11 protein-coding genes are annotated in these 20,231 nt (G+C 67.7%); 9 read left to right on the plus strand and 2 right to left on the minus strand.

Translation table 11 applies throughout. From position 1 onward, the window contains the following. The first annotated feature begins 2 nt into the window (after positions 1-2). The 6 genes from OG946_RS31600 to phnE all read left to right on the plus strand — a co-directional run bounded on the left by OG946_RS31600 (position 3) and on the right by phnE (position 12,672). Entirely contained in the window at positions 3-6,827 is a 6,825-nt protein-coding gene (locus OG946_RS31600) for a polyketide synthase (protein WP_326799366.1), read from the plus strand. Next, entirely contained in the window at positions 6,824-7,942 is a 1,119-nt protein-coding gene (locus OG946_RS31605; RefSeq protein ID WP_326799367.1) for a ketoacyl-ACP synthase III family protein, read from the plus strand. The genes OG946_RS31600 and OG946_RS31605 overlap by 4 nt, the downstream gene beginning before the upstream one ends. Beyond that, positions 7,939-9,060, plus strand: a complete 1,122-nt coding sequence (gene aepY, locus OG946_RS31610) for a phosphonopyruvate decarboxylase (RefSeq protein WP_326799368.1) — start codon at positions 7,939-7,941, stop codon at positions 9,058-9,060. The genes OG946_RS31605 and aepY overlap by 4 nt, the downstream gene beginning before the upstream one ends. A gap of 125 nt (positions 9,061-9,185) precedes the next feature. Next, entirely contained in the window at positions 9,186-10,133 is a 948-nt protein-coding gene (locus OG946_RS31615) for a phosphate/phosphite/phosphonate ABC transporter substrate-binding protein (protein ID WP_326799369.1), read from the plus strand. 41 nt (positions 10,134-10,174) lie between these two features. Next, complete coding sequence (phnC, locus tag OG946_RS31620; protein ID WP_442814538.1) at positions 10,175-10,930, plus strand: phosphonate ABC transporter ATP-binding protein; 756 nt, start codon at positions 10,175-10,177, stop codon at positions 10,928-10,930. Further along, positions 10,927-12,672: a phosphonate ABC transporter, permease protein PhnE gene (phnE, locus tag OG946_RS31625; protein WP_326799371.1), complete on the plus strand. Its 1,746-nt coding sequence runs from the start codon at positions 10,927-10,929 to the stop codon at positions 12,670-12,672. The genes phnC and phnE overlap by 4 nt, the downstream gene beginning before the upstream one ends. A gap of 703 nt (positions 12,673-13,375) precedes the next feature. Here the strand turns inward: phnE and OG946_RS31630 are convergent. Continuing rightward, entirely contained in the window at positions 13,376-14,407 is a 1,032-nt protein-coding gene (locus OG946_RS31630; protein WP_326799372.1) for a recombinase family protein, read from the minus strand. Next, positions 14,314-14,991: a hypothetical protein gene (locus OG946_RS31635; protein ID WP_326799373.1), complete on the minus strand. Its 678-nt coding sequence runs from the start codon at positions 14,989-14,991 to the stop codon at positions 14,314-14,316. Before OG946_RS31635 ends, OG946_RS31630 begins: the two co-directional genes overlap by 94 nt. A gap of 1,214 nt (positions 14,992-16,205) precedes the next feature. On the opposite strand from OG946_RS31635, the gene OG946_RS31640 reads away from it, so the two are divergent. From OG946_RS31640 to OG946_RS31650, 3 genes are all read left to right on the plus strand, one after another. Continuing rightward, the gene (locus tag OG946_RS31640; RefSeq protein ID WP_326799374.1) at positions 16,206-18,443 is read left to right on the plus strand and encodes a rhamnogalacturonan lyase family protein; all 2,238 of its coding nucleotides are present in this window, start codon (positions 16,206-16,208) and stop codon (positions 18,441-18,443) included. A 57-nt stretch (positions 18,444-18,500) separates the two neighbouring features. Beyond that, positions 18,501-18,662 (plus strand): hypothetical protein, encoded by a 162-nt coding sequence (locus OG946_RS31645; RefSeq protein ID WP_326799375.1) that lies wholly within the window; start codon positions 18,501-18,503, stop codon positions 18,660-18,662. 348 nt (positions 18,663-19,010) lie between these two features. Beyond that, positions 19,011-20,222, plus strand: a complete 1,212-nt coding sequence (locus OG946_RS31650; RefSeq protein ID WP_326799376.1) for a glycoside hydrolase family 5 protein — start codon at positions 19,011-19,013, stop codon at positions 20,220-20,222. Positions 20,223-20,231 lie beyond the last annotated feature (9 nt).

Consider the following 20,231-nt stretch of genomic DNA (forward strand, 5'->3'; position numbering starts at 1 on the left):
CCATGCAGACCAACTCAGATCGCGCCGCTGAGGGTGGCACGGACGGGAAGCGCCGCGAGCAGGCCGAGCCGATCGCGATCATCGGCATGGCCGGACGCTTCCCCGGATCGCCGGACATCGACACGTTCTGGGATCAACTGCGCGCCGGTACCGACGCGATCAGCGAGGTACCGCGTGACCGCTACGACGTCGAGGCCATCTTCGAACCGTCCCCGAGTTCGCCGGGCCGGACCAGCAGCAAGTGGGGCGGCTTCCTGGAACGGATCCAGGAGTTCGACCCAGAGTTCTTCGGGATTTCGCCCCGGGAAGCGTCCCGCATGGATCCCCAGCAGCGTCTGCTGCTGGAGACCACCTACGACGCCCTTGAGGATGCCGGGCAGGACCTGGGCCGTATCGGAGGATCGAACACCGGTGTCTACATGGGCCAGCTCGGTGGCGACTACTGGCACATGCAGTACCAGAACCCCCAGGACCTCGAGTTCTACGGACTGATCGGGGCTGCCGCCCGCGCCATGACCTCGGGCCGCGTTGCCTACTCCTTCGACTTCCGTGGCCCGAGCGTCACCCTGGACACCGCCTGTTCGTCCTCACTGACGGCCGTGCACATGGCCGCCCAGTCGATCCGGTCGGGCGAGACCACGATGGCGGTGGCCGGCGCAGCCAACGTGGTGCTCCTGCCGGAGGAAGGCACTGTCTACTCCGGTGCACGGATGCTGGCGAGCGACGGGCGCTGCAAGTTCGGTGACGCATCGGCCGACGGCTTTGTACGCAGTGACGGGGTGGGCGTCGTCATTCTCAAGTCGCTGTCCCAGGCCCGGGCCGACGGGGACCGGGTAAGGGCGGTCATCCTGGGCAGCGCGATCGGCAATGACGGGCAGAGCAGCGGCTACCTGGTCACACCGGGAGTCGAAGGGCAGCGTGACGTCCTGCTGCGTGCCTATGAGCAGGCGGGCATCAGCCCGGCCGAGATCGACTACCTTGAGGCGCACGGCACCGGCACCAGCGTCGGCGACAAGGTGGAACTGGAAGTCTTCGGGCAGGTCCTGGGACAGGGCCGTCCGGTCGACCAGCCGTGCCTGGTGGGCTCCTCCAAGACGAACATCGGCCATGCGGAGGCCGCAGCCGGTATGGCCGGCCTCATCAAGACCGTGCTCAGTCTCGAGCACGGCGCGGTGCCCGCGAACCTTCACCAGAACACGCCCAACCCGGCCATCCCCTGGGACACCCTGCCGGTGCGGCTGCCGAGCACGTACACGCCCCTGCCTGACCGCGGCCGCCCTCACCGGGCTGGAGTCAGCAGTTTCGGTCTCACCGGAGCCAACGCCCACGTGGTGCTGTCGGCGCCGGAACCCCGTCCCGCGCAGAAGAGCGGCAGCGCCGAGAAGCCGGGGACGCATCTGCTCGCTCTGTCGGCTGTCGGCCCTGAGGCGCTGATGGAGCTGGCCGGCGCCTGGGCCGACGTTCTGGACGACGAGGGTCCGTCCGCGCCGTCCCTGCAGGACCTCACCTACAGCGCCTTGCAACGGCGCAGCCACTTCGACTGCCGGCTGGCCATGGTCGTGGCCTCTCGCGGCGAAGCTGCAGCCATTTTGCGGGAGTTCGCCGAAGACGGCGAAGCGCACGGTTCGGCTTCGGCTCTCTACGTGGAGGAGGAACGCCCCCGCGTCGTGTTCGTCTTCCCCGGTCAGGGATCGCAGTGGATCGGAATGGGACGGCAGCTCCTGGCCACGGAGCCGGTGTTCGAGCGGGCCATGAGGGCCTGCGACGGTGTGATCAGCCACGAGAACGGCTGGTCGGTCATCGAGTTGCTGAACAGCGACGACACCGAGCGCTTCGCCCGTGTGGACGTCATTCAGCCCACCTTGTGGGCCATGGAGATCGCTCTGGCCGAGCTGTGGCGTTCCTGGGGAGTGGAGCCCGACGTCGTGATCGGTCACTCCATGGGCGAGGCAGCCGCCGCCTACATCAGTGGTGCGCTGTCGCTGGCGGACGCCGGCGCAGTGATCTGCCGGCGCAGCCGGATGGCCCGGCGCCTGAGCGGTCACGGCACGATGGCCTGGGTGGAACAGTCCGCACAGCAGGCGAGCGAAGCCATCGCCGGCTACGAGAACTCCGTGGCGATCGCGGCTGCCAACAGTCCCACCTCCACTCTGCTGTCCGGGGACCGCCAGGCGCTGGAAGAGATCCTGGCCAAGCTCGACGAGCAGGACGTGTTCAACCGCTGGATCAACGTGGACTACGCCTCCCACGGGCCGCAGATGGACGCCATCCGCGCAGACCTGCTGTCCGAGCTGAAGCAGCTGAGCCCTCAGGCCGGCACCATCCCCTTGCACTCCACCCTCCTCGGCGAAACGATCGACGGCTCCCAGATGGATGCCGAGTACTGGGCGCGCAACATCCGCGAACCGGTCAACTTCGTCGATGCCGTACGCACTCAACTGGACACGGGAAACACCGTCTTCGTGGAGATCAGCCCCCACCCCGTCCTGGCCTCCGCGATCGCTGCTACGGCTGAGGCTCACGGGCAGCCGAGCACGGCCGTCGGCTCCCTGCGTCGGGACGACGACGAGCGGGAATCGCTCCTCACCTCTGTGGCCAAGCTGTACACCGCGAATGTCGCCTTCGACTGGGAGAAGGTCACCGGCGGAGGCCGCTTCGTCCCACTGCCCCGCTACCCGTGGCAGCGTGTCCAGCACTGGATCGAGGAGACTCAGGAGCCGACGTCCTCCGACGGTGCACCCGCGGAAGGTCTTGAGGAAACAGATCTTCCCCCGGGCGTCGTCCACACCCACCCGCTCCTGGGCGCAACAGTCCCCGCTCCTTCGGGGACACGCACGTGGCAGGGACCCATCGACCGGGCACGCAACGCCTACCTCGATGACCACCAGGTGCAAGGCTCCGTCATCTTCCCGGGCACGGCGTACATCGAGCTCGCCGCAGCGGCCGCGGCAGAGATCCACGGGGACGCACCGGTCTCCGTCCGCGACATCCGCTACCGCGAAGCACTGTTCCTGGACGAGGGCGCCGCCGAGGTCCGCGTCACCCTGACCCTGACCGGTTCTGCTCCCGAGTACTCCCTGCAGGTCCACAGCCAGGCATCGTCGTCGTCCCCGTGGGTCCTGCACGCCGAGGCCACGGTCAGTCCGTGTGCGGTACCCGCCGACACCGCCGAGGCTGTCGCCCACATCAGGTCCCGCGCAGGCCGGCACCAGGACAAGACCGTGTTCTACCCCTGGCACGCGGCGCGCGGCAATCAGTGGAACGGTGCGTTCCAGGCCGTGGAGGACGTCTGGATGGCCGACGGCGAGGCCCTGGCACGTCTGGCCGGCCCCTCGTCCGTGCTGGCCGACTGGGACGCTCACCGTTTCCACCCGGCTGTTCTGGACGCAGCGGCGCACTCCCTCGTCGCGGCCCGGCCGGACATCGAAGAGGGACAGGACCACGCGTTCGTCCTGGGAGGCATCGACCAGGTCCGGATCTTCCGGCGGCCGGGCACCCAGCTCTGGAGTCACTGCGTTCTGAAACCGGAGGCACGCGAAGACTCGTTCACGGGCGACGTCCGCATCCTCGACGAAACCGGAGCCCTGGTGGCCGATATGACCGGCCTGCGCCTGCAGTACCTCCAGGGGCACGCTCCAACTCCGCTGGCATCCGCACCGGACGCTGACGAGGAGGACGAACCCGGCGACTGGCTGTATGAGTTGCAGTGGACGCCGGCAGCGCCCCTGACGACACCTGCTGTTCAGCAGGACGGAACGTGGGTGGTGCTGACGGACTCCGGCCACATCGGGCGCAATGTCGTCAAGGGGCTGCAGAGAATGGGCCAGCGGGTCGTCGTCGTCACCGCCGCCCGCGGGTACGCGACGACCGGTGCGGACCGGCATCGAGTGGACCCGGCTTCACGTGATGACCTCGCCAAGATCCTCATGGAAACAAGCCAGGACTCCACGATCCGCGGCATCGTCCACATGTGGAGCCTGGACGCCACCGTCTCGGGCGATGCGAACGATGCGGAGATCCAACGGGCCGAAGACCTGACCTGCCGTAGCGCAGTGCACCTCTCCCAGGCACTGGCAGAGGCACACCATGACCGGCCACCACGGTTGTGGCTGGTGACGCGCTCGGCGCAGCTCGTACAGCGCCAGGACCGGGTCAAGTCTCCGTTCCAGGCCCCGATATGGGGGCTGGGCCGCACGCTGGCCATCGAGCATCCGGACTGGCAGACGAGCCTGGTCGATCTCGACGACGCCCCTTCCAGCGTCGATGCTCTTCTCACGCACCTGCTGCATGCGGACGGCGAATCCCAGGTTTGCTTGCGTGACGGCCGGCGGCTGGCTGCCCGCCTGGTCCGCAAGGAAGTCGGCGCCGTAGAAGCTGCCGGGGCTCCGGCGGGTCATGTCGTGATCGAGGTCAGCCACGGCGGCATCGGCGCCGGAGACGCCAACCGTTTGACCGATCCCGCGTTCATGTGGGGGTGCGCAGGCGTCGTCGCAGCAGTCGGGGACGGCGCTGACGGAGTTGTTACCGGCGACACCGTCCTCGCTCTGGTGCGGGGGCCGCTCGCCGGTACGGTGACCGTCCCGGCCTCCGTCGTGGTGTCGAAGCCTGCCCACCTGACGGCGGCCCAGGCAGCCACGCTGCCGCGCAGCTTCGTCACCGCATACCGCGCGCTGCACGATGTGGCACGTGTGGCCACATCGGAGCGGGTTGCCGTCGACGACACCACGGGCGAGCTGGCCGACGCCGCCGCGAAGGTCGCCACAGCCCTGGGGTCCACCGTGGTCTCCAGCGAAGCCCGGGATCTGGATGTGCTGGTGACCTCGGGATCAGGTCGGAAGAACGCGTCAACCGCTCGGCAGTTGAGGCCGGGCGGACGCTACGTGGATTGCAGTGCCACGTTCGGCTCCTTGCCCGGGCATCTCTCTGCCGAGGACTTCTCCCACAACCGCGCCTTCCACACTGTCGAGCTCGCAGAGCTGTTCTCCCGCGCTCCGCAGGAACTGGGTACGGCGCTGAGGCGGGTCTGTGAGCTCGCGGAGCGGGGGGTCCTGCGAACGGCCGGCTTCACGGAACTCTCCCTGAGGGAAGCCCAGGCCGTGCAGGGGGGAACGGGTTCGGTCGTCGTTGCGCTCTCTGAGCACACCGCCCATGAGAGCGACGCGGAAAAGGCCGACTTCTCGGTGTTTGCCCATGCGACCTATCTCGTCACCGGTGGGCTCGGAGGAATCGGAGGCCGTGTCGCTTCGTGGCTGGCGGACCGAGGAGCCCGGCACCTGCTCCTGACGGGGCGCACTGCTCTGCCGCCGTTGGAGGAATGGGGGAGCTTACTGCCCACCGACCCAGGTTATGAGCAGGTGTCGCTCCTTCGGTCGCTGGCCAGGCGCGGTGTCGAGGTGGAGTACGCCGCTGTGGACACCGCGGATTTTGACTCCATGCGGATGGTGCTTGCGGAGCGTGAGGCGGCTGATCTGCCGCGGCTGCGTGGGGTGCTGCACGTCGCCGGGACGATCGACTACACGCTGGTGCGGGATCTCGAGTCGCCGCAGATCAGCGCCGCGTTGCACTCGAAGGTGTCAGGCGCATGGGCTCTTCACCGATTGACCCGGGAGCAGCGGCTGGACTTCTTCGTCCTCTTCTCGTCCGGGTCGGCTCTGCTCGGCTCACCTCTGCTCGGCGCCTACGCGGCGGGGAACGCGTTCCTGGACGCTCTGGCGCACTACCGGTTGCAGAGCGGCCAGGCGGCGTCTGTCGTCAACTGGGGGTTCTGGGGCGGCGTGGGCATGATGGCGCGCAAGGCCCAGGAGGATGAACGGGACGTTGTTCCGCAGGGCATGCAGCACTTCACCCCCTCGCAGGGGCTGGCCGTCCTGGAGCATCTTCTGCAGCATCAGTGTGACCAGGCGGCCGTGCTCCGGGTGGACTGGCCCGTGTGGGCGCAGGCATACCCCGCTCTGGCGTCGACTCCGCAGTTCCGGGGGCTGGCGCAGGGCGAAGCGGGCCCCTTGTCGGGGAAGGCGCCGGTCGCTGAGCAGCGAGTGGTGACGTCCAGTCCCGCGGCGTCCGCTGCGGTGCAGCCTGCCGTGCGGGAGCCTGCTTCGCCGGTGAGGAAAGCAGCGCGTAGTTCGCCGGTCGTGACTCCGGCATCGCCTGTGGCGCCGGCTGCCGGTACCGGTGTGCATGACGGTGCGCTGCTGGAGGAGCTGACGGCCACCGTCGCGAGCGTCCTGAAACTGCCGACCAGCCGCGTCAAACCCACCACCCCACTCAAGCGCATGGGCCTCGACTCCCTCATGGCGGTCGAACTCCGCGCACGCATCGAACGGACCCACCAGACCGACATCCCCGTCACCCTCCTCCTCAAGGGCGGCACCCTCAACAAGATCATCGACCACATCGGCAGCAACGCGCCCCCCATACCGACCGCAGATCAGGTACGTGTTCCGACACCGACAAAACCGATCAGCGCCGCACCCGCGCCCGTGAAGCCCAGGGCCGTCGAGCCGACGCCGAAGGCTCCCGTCACCGCCGCCGTCAAGGCCGAACCCGCACCGCCGACCGGAACGGACGAGGACGCTCTGCTGGAGGAGCTGACGGCCACCGTCGCGAGCGTCCTGAAACTGCCGACCAGCCGCGTCAAGCCCACCACCCCCCTCAAGCGCATGGGCCTCGACTCCCTCATGGCGGTCGAACTCCGCGCACGCATCGAACGGACCCACCAGACCGATATCCCCGTCACCCTCCTCCTCAAGGGCGGCACCCTCAACAAGATCATCGACCACATCGGCAGCAACACTCGTGACGCGGACACAGAAGGTGCTGAGCTGTGAAAACACCTGGAATCCACATCGCCGGCCTGGGAACGTACCTCCCGGAGATCATGAGTGCGGAGAAGGCCGTCGAACAGGGCCTCTACTCGGAGGAGGACTACGAGTGGTTCGGCTGGACCGGCGCGGCTGTAGCGGGTGACATCTCCGCCCCGGATATGGCGGTCCACGCCGCCCGTGAGGCCATGGAGCGGGCCGGGCAGGACGGAGCGGGCCTCAGTCTTCACATCCACGCGCACAGCTGGCCGCAGGGCCCACTGGGCTGGTCTCCTCATCAGTACGTTCTGCACCATGTCACACAGCGTGACGTTCCTTCCTTCCTCATCTGGCAGGCGTGCAGTGGGTTGATCGGCGGAATGGAAATGGCCGCCTCGTACCTGATGGCGCAGCCGGAAGGCTCGGGGGCTCTTCTGACCGGGGCGGACAACTCGGGCAGGCCGGACTTCAACCGGTGGGCGTTCGGGCTTCAGAACGGCGTGATCGGGGACGGCGGATCGGCGGTGGTGCTGTCCAAACAGGGTGGCTTCGCACGCTTGTTGTCCATCAATTCCGGATCGACACCGGAGCTGGAACAGCTCTACCGCGGCAAGGAACCGATCTACTCCCCCGAGAGCGCCGGAGGGGAACGGGTCGACTTCCGCGAGCGGCTGAGTTCGTTCGGGGACGATCTGGGAAACACTGTCGCCGAAGTCGTCAGCCGCCAGGGCGAGTTGCGCGCCGAACTCGCCCTGCGGTCGATGGCCGAGGCCGGAATCACCCCGGAGCAGGTCACGCGTGTGGCGCATGTCTTCACCGGCCTGGAGAGCTACCTGAAGGTCATCCTGGACCCGATGGGAGTCAGTTCTGACAAGGGTCTGCTCGAGTACGGCCGCCAGTTCGGCCACCTCACGGTGAACGACCAGGTCATCGGTCTGGAGCATCTCGTAGCGACCGGCGAGGTGGGACCCGGTGACCACGTGCTGATTGTCGCCCACGGGGGCGGCACATCCATCTCCTGTGCGGTCGTGGCCATCGACGCACGCCCTGGCTGGGCGTCCGGGCCAGGCGCGGTCACTTCCGCCGCTCAGACATCCTCCACCGGCCAGACGGCCGGCTTAGCCGAAGGAGGCAGGCGGTGATCGAGGCGGACATCTTCTGCGGTGAACTGGAACGGCACGGCTTCGCCAGGGCCAGTGGTGTCCCCTGTTCCTTCTTCGGAGGGCCCATCGCCCATCTCAGCCGCACTCCCGGGCGCTACACCCCGACCGCGAACGAGGGCAACGCCGTGGCCGTCGCGGTCGGAGCGGCGCTGGCGGGTGAGCGCTGCTACGTGATGCTGCAGAACTCCGGGCTGGGCAATCTGGTCAATCCCCTGACATCACTGGTGATGACTTACCGCATACCGGTACTGACGTTCGTAAGCCTTCGCGGGTGGCCGGACCCCGCCCAGGACGAACCCCAGCACGAAGTGATGGGCGGCATCACCCAGCCCTTCCTGGAGATGCTTGGCCTGCCGCGCTGGATCCTGCGGGCGGAAACCTCGCACGAGGAGTTCGGCGGCATCCTGGATGAGGCCGAGGCCGCAGTGTCCAAAGGGCAGGCACCCTTTGTTCTCGTGGAGAAGGGCGCCGTGGGCAAGTGCCCTCCTGCCGAGGACAGCACGGTCGAGGCCAGGCAGCACAGCGGGGAGGTGGTGAGCCTCGTCAGCGAGCTGGCCGGCGAAGCGCCGGTGATCGCCACCACTGGTTTCACCGGGCGTGAGCTGTTCGGTCTCGATGACAGGCCGCGCAATTTCTACATGCAGGGCTCCATGGGACACGCCTCGTCCATAGCCCTGGGGGTTGCCCTGGCGCAACCGCGGACCCCGGTCTTCGTCCTCGACGGCGACGGCGCCGCGCTGATGCATCTGGGTGCGCTCTCGGCGATCGGCGACCAGGCACCCGGCAATCTGGTGCACATCGTGCTGGACAACGGCATCCACGAGTCGACCGGCGGGCAATCCACCACGTCCGCTGGTACGTCCATCGAGGAGGTGGCGCGGGCTGCGGGTTATGCAACGGCGGAACGCTGTCGAAGCCTTGAGCAGGTTCGCGAGCAGGTCACCCGTGCCCTCCACAGCCCGGGCCCGCACCTGATCCTGGTCCCGACCCGTGCCCGCACGGGGCCGATGCCGCCGCGGGCGACCGCCACGCACTCGCCGGAGAACATGCGCGACCGGTTCGCACGGGCCGTGCAGGCGGCGTCCGGCCTCCCGTAATTCCCGGGGCCGACAACGACGCCAGATCCCCTTCCTCTTCCCTTCCGTTCATCCCCGACTCACTACGTAACCGACGGCTGGTGTGCCACGCGCACCGGCCGCCGGCGCAGAGGAGATCTCCACCTATGTCTACTCGCACCCGGCAGATTCTGAGCGCCGCAACGGTTCTTTCAGCCCTCCTGGTGACCGCTTGCGGATCGAGCGCCGCCGACAAGGGCGGTAAGGATGAGGGGGGTGCTCGTAACCCTGACAGTCTCGTCTTCGCCACTATCCCGACCGAGGACTCCACCACACTGGAGCAGAGCTTCGCCGGTGTGATCGCGATGCTGGAGAAGGAGACAGGCAAGAAGATCACCTTCCAGAAGGCGACCGACTACGCGGCCATCATCGAGGGCCAGCGGACCGGGAAGATCGACATCGCTGTCTACGGGCCTTTCACCTACGTGTTGGCTCTCAACTCCGGGGTGAAGATCGAGCCCGCCGCCGCGCTGGTCACGGAAAAGGGCGCGAAGCCCGGGTATCGCTCCTACGGCTTCGTGAAGACGGGCTCCGACATCAAGAGCCTGGCAGACGCCAAGGGCAAGAAGGTCTGCTTCGTCGAGCCGAACTCGACCTCGGGGTACCTGTATCCGTCCGCAGGGTTCATCGAGGCCGAGGTGGATCCCGAGAAGGACATCAAGCCGGTCATGGCCGGTGGCCACGACGCGTCCGTTCTGTCGGTGGTCAGTGGTCAGTGTGATATGGGATTCGCCTACGACGTGATGGTGGAACACCAGCTCATCGACAAGAAGCAGATCAAGCCGGGTGCGGTGGAGACCATTTGGAAGTCCGAGATCGTGCCGGGCTCGCCGGCCGCGGTCAGCAATGAGCTGGATTCCGGACTGAAGAACAAAATCGTCACCGCTTTGCAGACCAAGGCCAACGCCGACTACCTCAAGGAAAATGGCTTCTGCACGACGGTCTGCTCGGTCGGTGACCAGGGGAACTGGGGCTTCACGAAGGTGAGCGACGCCATGTATGACGGCGTCCGCAAGGTGTGCGCCACCACCAAGGACGAGCAGTGCCAGAGTTGACGACGGCACTCCAGCCGGGCGGGCTCATACAGTTCCGTGAGGTGAGCAAGCGTTTCGGTGCGGACACCCAGGCCCTGGATGACCTGTCGCTGAGTATCGAGGCCGGAGAAGTCGTCGTCCTGCTGGGACTGTCCGGGTCCGGGAAGTCGACCCTGCTGCGGCACATTGACGGACTCCATCAGGCGACGAGCGGCACCGTGAACGTTCTGGGCACCGACGTGGGCCGCGCACGCAACAAGGAGCTCCGGCAACTTCGGCGAAGGGTCGGATTCATCTTCCAGCAGTTTCACCTGGTGCGCAGTCTGACTGTTCTGGAGAACGTGTGCACCGGTGCACTCGGCACGCTGCGAGGGCCTCGGCTCGGCCTGCCCACGTTCCCGAAAAAGGTTCGGTTCGAGGCTCTGGAACACTTGGAAAGGGTCGGCCTGAGTGCCCAGGCACTGCAGCGCGCCGACACCCTCTCCGGCGGCCAGCAGCAGCGGGTCGCGGTGGCAAGGGCGCTGATGCAGCGTCCGGAGATCCTTCTGGCCGATGAGCCGGTTGCTTCCCTGGACCCGGAGTCCTCATCACAGATCATGCAACTGATCCGGGACATCAGCCAGGAGCGGCAGCTGACCGTGGTGTGCAGTCTGCATCAGGTGGACCTGGCGTTGTCCTGGGGCGACCGGGTGGTGGGGTTACGTGCGGGCAGGATGGTCCTGGACACGCCGGTCAAGGGCTTGAAGCGTGATCAGGTGATGGCGGTGTACGCCGGGGTGGGGGCTGATGCCGCGGCGGTGCTGGCGGCTACCGGATGAACCAGGTGACGCTTCCCGATCCTCCCCGGCCCGCGCCGGTGCGGGAGGGCAAGGCGCGGGTCGCGGCGCGGCCGACGCCACTGGGCACGGCGGCGGCGTTCACCATGCTGGCCTTGTGTGTTCTGTCGTTGTGGGCGTTCGCCGATCTGAAGATCAACGTGGCGACGCTGGTGGACAGTGCCGGAAATGCCGTCGACTTCCTTGGCCGTGCGCTGCCGCTGGACTTCCCACCCTGGGAGGAACTGTTTCGGCTTGCCCGCCAGACTTTGGCGATTGTGGTCTGCGCGACGCTGCTGTCGGTGGTCATCAGCGTTCCGGTTGCAATACTGGCCGCGGGCAACACTACTCCGACCCGGGCCGGCCGCCTGGGGGCACGTGGGCTGATCGTGCTGGCGCGTGCGGTGCCGGATGTGGTGCTGGCCATCGTCTTCTTCAGGGTGTTCGGCCTTGGTGCGATGGCGGGCGTACTCGCCATGGGTCTTCATTCGGTGGGCATGGTCGGCAAGATGTACGCGGATGCCATTGAGCAGATCGACGAAGGGCCTCGCACCGCGGTGCGGGCTGCCGGGGCCAGCCGTCTCCAGCAGTTGGCGACCGGCGTGCTGCCCCAGGTACTGCCGTCGTTCACGGCCAACGCGCTGCACCGTTTCGACATCAATCTGCGGATTTCGGTGGTTCTTGGTTTTGTAGGGGTCGATGGTCTGGGCTTTGCCATCGCCTCGTCGCTGCGCGAGCTGGACTACCCGCGTGCCATGGCTCTGGCCTTGGTGGTGCTCGTTCTGTGCGTTCTTGCGGAGTTGCTGTCCGGAGCCCTGCGCCGAGGGCTGCTGCCCCGTCAGGAGCGGCGGTCGCGGCGGTCAGCCGGCCGGTCCCACACTTCCTCGTCTGCCGTGCCTGGGTTGCGGAAGCCGCCGCCCGTCGGTGACGGCCAGTCGCGGCCGGCACAACAACGGAGCACGATGCAGGTCGGCATGCCCTGGGACGGGCGGCGAGTACGGCGCACGGTGTACGCGGCGGTGTCTTTCGCCGCGGTCACGGGTTGTGTGGTCGCGGCCGGTCTGGGGCCGGGACAGTTCTTCACCGGCCTGGGAAACCTGCCGCACGCGCTGGGCCTGTTCTGGCCCCCCGAAACAGGCAGCATCCTCCCTACGCTGCTGGCCGACCTGTGGGTCACGGTGAAGATCGCCCTCGCTGCGACGTTGATCGGGACGGTGCTCGCTCTGCCGGTCGGAGCCCTGGCCGCGAGGAACGTGTCCCCTTCACCGTTCACGACCGGGGCGTTCAGGACATTGATCGTTTTTATTCGCGGCATTCCGGAGCTGGTGCTCGCCATTGTCTTTGTCGTGATCACCGGACTGGGTGCGGTCGCCGGCTCGCTCGCGCTGGGCGTCGGCGCGATCGGGTTGCTGGGCAAGCTGGTGGCCGACTCCCTGGAAGAGGTCGACGGCGGAGTGGAGCAAGCGCTGCGGGCTACCGGGGCGGGCCGGTGGCAGGTGTTCGTGTCGGCCACGCTGCCTCAGGCCGCACCGGCCTTGGTCGGGCACGTTCTCTACCAGCTGGACGTCAACATCCGTGCCGCAACACTGCTGGGCATCGTGGGGGCAGGAGGCATCGGCTTCCAGCTTCTGAACGCCTCCAGGGTGCTGGAGTTCGGGGTCGTGACCACGGTGATGCTGCTCGTGTTCGCGACCGTGCTGGTGGTGGAGGGCCTGGCTATGTGGTTCCGACGGACGGTGAGCTAGCACTCCAGCAGGATTTCACTGTCTGACCTGGCTTTTCGCCGGGCGGCGGGAGTGTAGCGGGACTTCGGTCGTGCGGGGGGGCGTACGTCGATGGGGTCGCCGCCGTCGGCGGGCAGGAGTTCGACGGTGCATGAGTGCGGTCCCAGAAGCGGGCCAGCAGGTGCGGCCGCGCGCTGGCCTTGCCGGCGCCGGAGGCGCCGAGCAGGGCGAGCGTGCAACGGGCCACGCCGCGCAGGATGGGCTCGGCGCCGCAGTCGAATTGGACGTCCCGCAGCCGTACGCCGACCGGCCGCCCTCACGCGCGTTACCCATCCGGACGTCGACGAGCTGATCCTCCTGGATACCAGCACCGGCGTCGGCTGCGTCCACCGGTGCCGTCACGAGAACAGCGGATGGCCGTGGTGTGCCCGCTCGCCCCCGCTTGCCGAAGGGGGGCAACCCTCGGTCACCCGTACGGGCGATCGAGGGTTGTCGTTGCCTTCATCTGGCGAGCCGATGGAATCGGCACGGAAGGGCATCAGCGCAAGGCCAGTGATGTTCTCCGTGCGAGGGCGTGGGTGTAGTGGTCAACTCGCCCCTCGGACACACTATTGCCCCGCGCTCGCGGGTTCGTGGGCAGGCGTGATCGGCACCCGGGCCTCACCTGGAGTGAGGGACGGGTGCATTTTGCTGTGCCCGTCCCTGGCGGTGGAGGGGGCGCTGGTCAGCCGATGCGGATCCTTTCTCGTCTCTGGGTGCCGGCGGTCAGGGTCCGGTCCGCCGGGTCGTAGGTCAGTGCCACGTCCTCGGCGCGCAGCCGGGCGGCTGCCGCTTCGGGGTCGGTCGGCTCGTCGTCTGTGGTGAGGCGGAGCAGCAGGGCGGGCAGGTGGGCCAGGACGTGGTCCTCGCGGAGGTAGCTGTTGCGGGGCCGGTCCGGGGCGGAGTCGGCGCTGGTGCGGCCGTGGCGGCAGCGGTAGGCCGGGCGATCGTGAGACCAGCAGGAGTCCATCCGCCGGCCGCACACCGCGCAGCGCAGCAGCCCCGCGAGCAGGTATTTGCGCCCCGGCGCAGTGGTGGTGGCCCGCGTGCCCTGGACGGTGACGAAGTCGGCCTCGCGGACCAGAGCCGGGTGGGCTTGGTGGCGGGAGATGATCCAGTCCTGCGGTGGGTTCCAGCGGGGGATGTGGCGGTGGCCGAGGGCGGTGTTGGCCGGGTCGACGAGTTCGTGGTCGGTGCGCTGGCGGTTCCACATCTGTCGGCCGGTGTAGCGGGGGTTGGCCAGGCCCGCGCCGACCGCGGTCAGCGTCCACCGGCCACCGCTGCGGTGCGGATTGCGGTCCGGGTCGGCCGCCGACGGACACGGCACCGCCGCATCGTTCAGAGCGCGGGCGATACGCGCGGCACTCTTGCCCGCGCGTCGCTGAGCGAACATCCACGAGACGATCGGTGCGGTGGTGGGGTCGGCTTCGAGGCGTTGGGCGCGGGCGCCGCGGCGTGCCCAGGCCCGGTTCGGGTGCGGGCCGGCGTCGGCGAGTCGGTAGCCGTAGGGCGGTCGGCCGCCGAGGTAGCGTCCTTGCTCGCGGGCCCGGACGGTCATGGCGGTCCGGGCGCGCAGCCGGGCGCGGGCGATCTCCCGTTTGGACAGGATGCCCAGCAGGATCATCAGTTCCTCGTGCTCGGCCAGGTTGGGGTCGACGGCACCGCCCAGCTCGGGTAGCCACAACCGCACCCCGTGGTGTTCGAACAGCGGGGCCATGGCGGCGAACTGGCTGCTTGACTGTCGTCGGCGCCGGGTGCGGCGAGATGGAGGTTGTCGCGCAGCGTGCCGTGGAAGAGTGCCGTGTCCTGGCCGACGAGGGCGACGGCGCCGCGCAGGGTGCCGGCCTGGCGTAGCGCGTCGGCAGCGGCGGCCACCGGAGACAGCACGGACAGGGCGAGGGCCAGGGCGGCGGGTGCCCACGCGCCGTGCAGCCGGTCGTCGCCGGTGGTGGCGGCTCCGGCCGCGACGCCGACGAGGGCGAGGACGATCAGCACGTCCTGGACGGCGGCGAAGGCGCCCTCGTGCCCCGCCTCGGTGCGCTGGGCGTCCGTGAGCCGGCGCCCGACTGCGGTGAGCTGCGCGCGGCGCCGGTCCAGGGCGCCGTGGGTGAGGAGTTCACGCAGACCGTCGACGGTGTCCACAGCGCCGGCGGACAGCCGCGCGGTCGCGGCCCTGGTGACTTCACCGCGCGCCGCGCGGCCGGCGGTCCCGAGGAGCGAGTGCGCCAGGAGCGCCGCCGCGGCGGCGAGGGCGGCGGCCAGCAGCCAGGGGTCGAGGAGGCCGAGTACGACCGCCGCCACAGGGCGCTGACGATGGACGCGTGCTGCTCGGATCGTGACACCCCGGGGGGGCAGGCCAAGGACTGCGCGACGGCAGCCGACTCGACGACTGCGCCGAGGAGAGTCTCGTGGATCGCGGGATCGACCAGCGTTCCCATCGGCTCGACGCACATCGTCTGCAGGATGGTGTTCGTCGCCCGGAGTGTCCGGCCGAGTCGGTCGATGTCCTTGCCGCGCCAGCCCCAGATCTCCACGGCCGGCAGTCCGATGTCCGCGGCGGCTTCAAGCCGCCGGGCGACGTGGGCGTCTCCTTTCCCGTACTCCTGGAACAGTAATTCGATGTTCGCGGACAGTTCGTGCTTGGGCGTCGGCTCCTCAGGGTGTCGGGACGGCAGGCTTCTCTGCGAGTTGCCGGGGGTGAGGAGATTCTCGTACGCGCGGCACTCACACGGGAATGTCCGCACGCAGGGGCCTCCTCCTTCCGCCCGGCCGCATCTGTACCACGCCAGCAGCATCTGGCCTGTACATGAGTCAAATCCCTTGTGGCTCTGTTCACGTCGCAGAGCAGCGTTTCGACAGCAGTTCGGGAGGCACGTCCCGCACCGGATGTTCATGAGAACGGACAGCAGCTCGTTGGCGACTGGTGGGATGCCGTCTGCGGCTCCTCGGGAGCCAGGGACAAAAGCGCTGGCTACGGGCGCAGACCGCAGCAAGCTCCGAGCCGCTGCCGACTGCGGCCGGGTGCCTCCCGTTCTCGTGAACATCGCCCCTGCCGGCCGGAGGGCGCCTCCCGGAGTCGTGAATAAGCGCTGTCGGAAGTCGTGAACAAAGCCATCCCTTGCCCCCCGCAATGTTCTGCGTTCGAGGGTGCCGCACTCAGGCGTGGTTGACACTTGTGTGACCTGACGGCAATCTATGCGTCGTAGGGGCCTGGTAGTGCAGAGCAAGCCAGCACCAATGCGGAACCGGCTCCCACGCGCCCGATCGACGGCCAGGCCGTCGCCCCGCCGCTTCCGGCGCCGGCCCGCACTCGCAAGGCCACGATCCATCCCGCAGACCGCGCGCCCTTGCCACACCGGCTTACTCGGGGCGTGCCACGACACCCGCAGGGCTCATCCCGCAGACTGCATGCCCTTGCCGTACCGGCTGCCTCGGGGCGCGTCACGACTGCCGGAGATCCCGCGTACGACCTGCGAATCCCCCTGTATCCGACCAGACCAGTTGGAGAACAGCCCATGCGCGCATCCCGATTGCGAGCCGTGCTGCTCTGTCTCGGCATCACGCTGGCGTCAGCCGGTGCCGGCGCCGTCACCTCCCCGGCGGTGTCCGCGGCACCGACCCGCTACGAGGCCGAAACGGCACCCGCCACCTGCGACGGAGTCATCGAGTCCAACCACACCGGATACTCCGGCAGCGGATTCTGCAACGCAGACAACGCTGTCGGCGCCGGAGCGCAATTCACCGTCACCGCCTCCACCGCGGGTACGGCGACGATTTCCATCCGCTACGCCAACGGCACCACCGCGGGCCGTCCCGCCGACGTGTCCGTCAACGGCGCGGTCGCCCACGCGGCCGGCGGCTTCGGTCCCACCGGTGCCTGGACCACCTGGGTCACCCAGACCCTGACCGTGTCCGTCAACGCCGGCAGCAACACCATCCGGCTCACCCCCACCACCGCCGCGGGCCTGGCCAACGTGGACTACCTCGACGTCGAGGCCGGCGGCACCGCGCCCCCCGGCAAGCAGATGGAAGACCTCAACCGCGGCCTGGTCAGCGTGCGTTCCGGGTCGGGCAACCTGGTCTCCTGGCGGCTGCTGGGGACCGAGCCGTCGTCCACGGGGTTCAACGTCTACCGCGGTTCGACGAAGGTGAACGCCTCGCCGATCACCAACTCCACCAACTACCTCGACGCCGGAGCGCCGGCAGAAGCCTCGTACACCGTCCGCGCCGTCGTGGACGGGGCGGAGCAGCCGGCGTCCGAGCCCTCGCTGCGCTTCGCCGGCGGCAACTACCTGGACGTGCCGATCTCCCGGCCGGGGAGCAACTACACCGCCGGCGACGCAAGCGTCGGCGACGTCGACGGTGACGGACAGTACGAGATCTTCCTCAAGTGGGACCCCAACGACCAGAAGGACAACTCGCAATCCGGCGTCACCAGCAACGTCTACATCGACGCCTACCGGCTCGACGGGCAACGGCTGTGGCGGATCAACCTGGGCCGCAACATCCGGGCCGGAGCCCACTACACGCAGTTCCAGGTCTACGACTACGACGGTGACGGTCGCGCGGAACTCGCGGTCAAGACCGGCGACGGCACCGTTTCGGGCACCGGGCAGGTGATCGGGAACGCCAGCGCGGACCACCGCAACTCCTCCGGATACATCCTCACCGGCCCGGAGTACCTCACGATGTTCAACGGGCTCACCGGCGCCGCCATGTCCACGGTGGACTTCCAGCCCGCGCGCGGCAACATCAACGACTGGGGCGACAACTACGGCAACCGCGGCGACCGGTTCCTGGCCGGCACCGCGTATCTGGACGGGCAGCGGCCCACCCTCATCATGGGCCGCGGCTACTACGCGAAGAGCACGGTCGCGGCCTGGGACTTCCGCGGCGGCCAGCTCACCATGCGCTGGAAGTTCGACTCCGGCAACGCCGGCAACCAGTGGACCGGGCGTGGTGCACATTCGCTGTCCATCGCCGATGTCGACGGCAACGGCACCGACGAAGTCATCTACGGCGGCATGACCATCAACGCCAACGGCACCGGCCGATACACCACGAACTTCTACGCCCACGGCGACGCCCTGCACGTCGGCGACTTCGTGCCCGGCCGGACCGGCAAGGAGATCTGGCAGATCCACGAGCAGAGCTCCGGGGCCTCCGCAACGCTGCGCGATGCCAACAACGGCTCGATCCTCATGCAGCGCAACAACACCTGCGGCTGCGAGGGCCCGGCCCGCGGCGTGGCGGGCGACATCTACGCCGGCAACGCGGGCGGCGAGTTCTGGGGCTCGGGGACCGGCCTGGGCAATCTGCTCAACGCCTCCGGCAGCAACGTCGGACGGAACCCCGGCAGCTACAATTTCCTCGCCTGGTGGGACGCCGACCCCGTACGGGAACTGCTGGACGGAAACCACGTCGACAAGTACGGCACCGGCGGCGACACCCGCCTGCTCACCGCCTCCGGCGCCCACTCCATCAACGGCACCAAGGCAACCCCGTCACTCTCAGGCGACCTCTTCGGCGACTGGCGCGAGGAGATCATCCTCCCACGCGACGACAACGCCGCGCTGCGCATCTACGCCACCCCCATCCAGACGGACCGGCGGATGTACACCCTGATGCACGACGCACAGTACCGAGTCGCCGTCGCATGGCAGAACACCGCCTACAACCAGCCGCCGCACCCGAGCTTCTTCCTCGGCAACGGTATGAGCACGCCGTCGCAACCCCGCATCGACGTCCGCTGACGACAACCCACCGGGTGCGGGCCGGCCGACACGGCCCGCACTCCGGGTGCCGGTGCGATGCACTGTGGTGTCGTCGTCGGTGCGGCCGAGCCGGAAGCCTCCGGCCCCGGCTATGCCCTCGGCCCCGGTCCGGGCGAACTCCGGGGCAACCCTGCCGCCTCGGTCTCCACCAAGATCCTCTTCATCCACGGCAACCCGGACTCGACCACGCAGTACTGACACGAGACCTGAAGGGGGTGCCGCTCGGGTGACGGGGCGGGCGATGCCCGACACGGTGCCGACGACTCTTCGCAACCGAAAGGGGGCGGGTCCTGGAGAACGGCCGGACCGAAATTCGCCGGGAACTCTCACGTCAGTGCAGGTCTTCCGCAAGCTCCTGATGGCGTGTTCTTCTCCGGTGTGATGCATGTTGTCATGGCCGCGATGTGACTCTACTCTCTCTCCCGGGGGGAACCGGGTTCGCTCGTCGAATGCGTCATCGAAGCGCTTCGATGACGCATTCGACGAGCGCCGGAAGTCGTGCACCTTGGTTTTTGGCACCTCAAGACTGGAAGAGAGGAAAAGCCAATGGCTGCAAAAACCATGAGGTTCAAGACCGTCCTCGTTGCCGTGTTACTGGCAGTCGCCGCAGCCATATGCGGCGGCTCGGCTAGTCAGGCGTCTGCCGGCACGGCGGCTCAGTCAGATTCTTCGCAGATTGTTGCCGACATGGGTGCGGGCTGGAATCTTGGGAACCAGCTCGAAGCCAACATCAACGGGTTTCCCAGTGAAACGGCGTGGGGCAACCCGACGGTGACTCAGGCTCTCATCGACAAGGTGCAGGCGGCAGGATTCAAAACAATCCGGATCCCGGTCTCCTACCTGCGCAACGTAGGGCCTGGCCCGGGCTACACGGTCGACCCGTCCTGGCTGAACAGAGTTCAGGAAGTCGTCGACTACGCCTACAACCGGGGCATGTACGTGGTGATCAACATGCACGGCGACGGCTACAAGACGATCGACGGCTCCTGGCTGATCTGTGACTCGCCCGCTCAGGCGGAGATCAAGGACAAGTACCAGAAGGTATGGCAACAGATCGCGTCGAAGTTCCAGAGCTACGACCAGCGCCTGATCCTGGAATCCATGAACGAAGAGTTCGACGGCCAATACGGCCAACCGACGCAACCGTGCTATGCGAACATAAACGACTACAACCAGATCTTCGTGGACACGGTGCGGAGGACCGGGGGCAACAACAGCTCACGATGGCTGCTCGTCCCCGGCTGGAACACAAACATCGACTACACCGCGGGCAACTACGGGTTCGAGCTCCCGACCGACCAGTATCGATCACCCTCCATCCCCAGCGACGAGCACCGGATCATGATCTCCGTGCACTACTACGATCCGTGGGACTTCACCGGAGAGGAAACCGGCAACATCACGCAGTGGGGCCCGGCCGCGACCGATCCGTCAAAGACGTCCACCTGGGGTCAGGAGGAATATCTGGACGCGCAGTTGAAGAAGATGTATGACGGATTCGTCGCGAAAGGGTATCCGGTAGTCGTCGGTGAATACGGGGCGATCGACAAGTCGTCGTTCGACTCGATGAACAACACGTACCGCGCTGACTTTGCGTACACCCTGGCGGCCACAGCCAAGAAGTACGGCCAGGTCAGCGTCTACTGGGACAACGGTGTAAACGGCCAGTACGGGTTCGGTCTGTTCGACCGGCGTGCTCACACCGTGACTCAACAGGGCATCATCAGCGCCATCATGAGCGGTGTTGGCGGCGGTTGACAGCAATCC

Origin of the sequence: Streptomyces sp. NBC_01808, from assembly GCF_035917395.1 — a bacterium.
Lineage (GTDB): Bacteria > Actinomycetota > Actinomycetes > Streptomycetales > Streptomycetaceae > Streptomyces.

Excerpts from the sequence above, each read along its gene's own strand:
- OG946_RS31600 (WP_326799366.1), top strand. The coding sequence starts at position 3 with ATGCAGACCAACTCAGATCGCGCCGCTGAGGGTGGCACGGACGGGAAG.
- OG946_RS31615 (WP_326799369.1), top strand. The coding sequence starts at position 9,186 with ATGTCTACTCGCACCCGGCAGATTCTGAGCGCCGCAACGGTTCTTTCA.
- phnE (WP_326799371.1), top strand. The coding sequence starts at position 10,927 with ATGAACCAGGTGACGCTTCCCGATCCTCCCCGGCCCGCGCCGGTGCGG.
- OG946_RS31630 (WP_326799372.1), bottom strand. The coding sequence starts at position 14,407 with ATGGCCCCGCTGTTCGAACACCACGGGGTGCGGTTGTGGCTACCCGAG.
- OG946_RS31640 (WP_326799374.1), top strand. The coding sequence starts at position 16,206 with ATGCGCGCATCCCGATTGCGAGCCGTGCTGCTCTGTCTCGGCATCACG.
- OG946_RS31645 (WP_326799375.1), top strand. The coding sequence starts at position 18,501 with ATGCACTGTGGTGTCGTCGTCGGTGCGGCCGAGCCGGAAGCCTCCGGC.
- OG946_RS31650 (WP_326799376.1), top strand. The coding sequence starts at position 19,011 with ATGGCTGCAAAAACCATGAGGTTCAAGACCGTCCTCGTTGCCGTGTTA.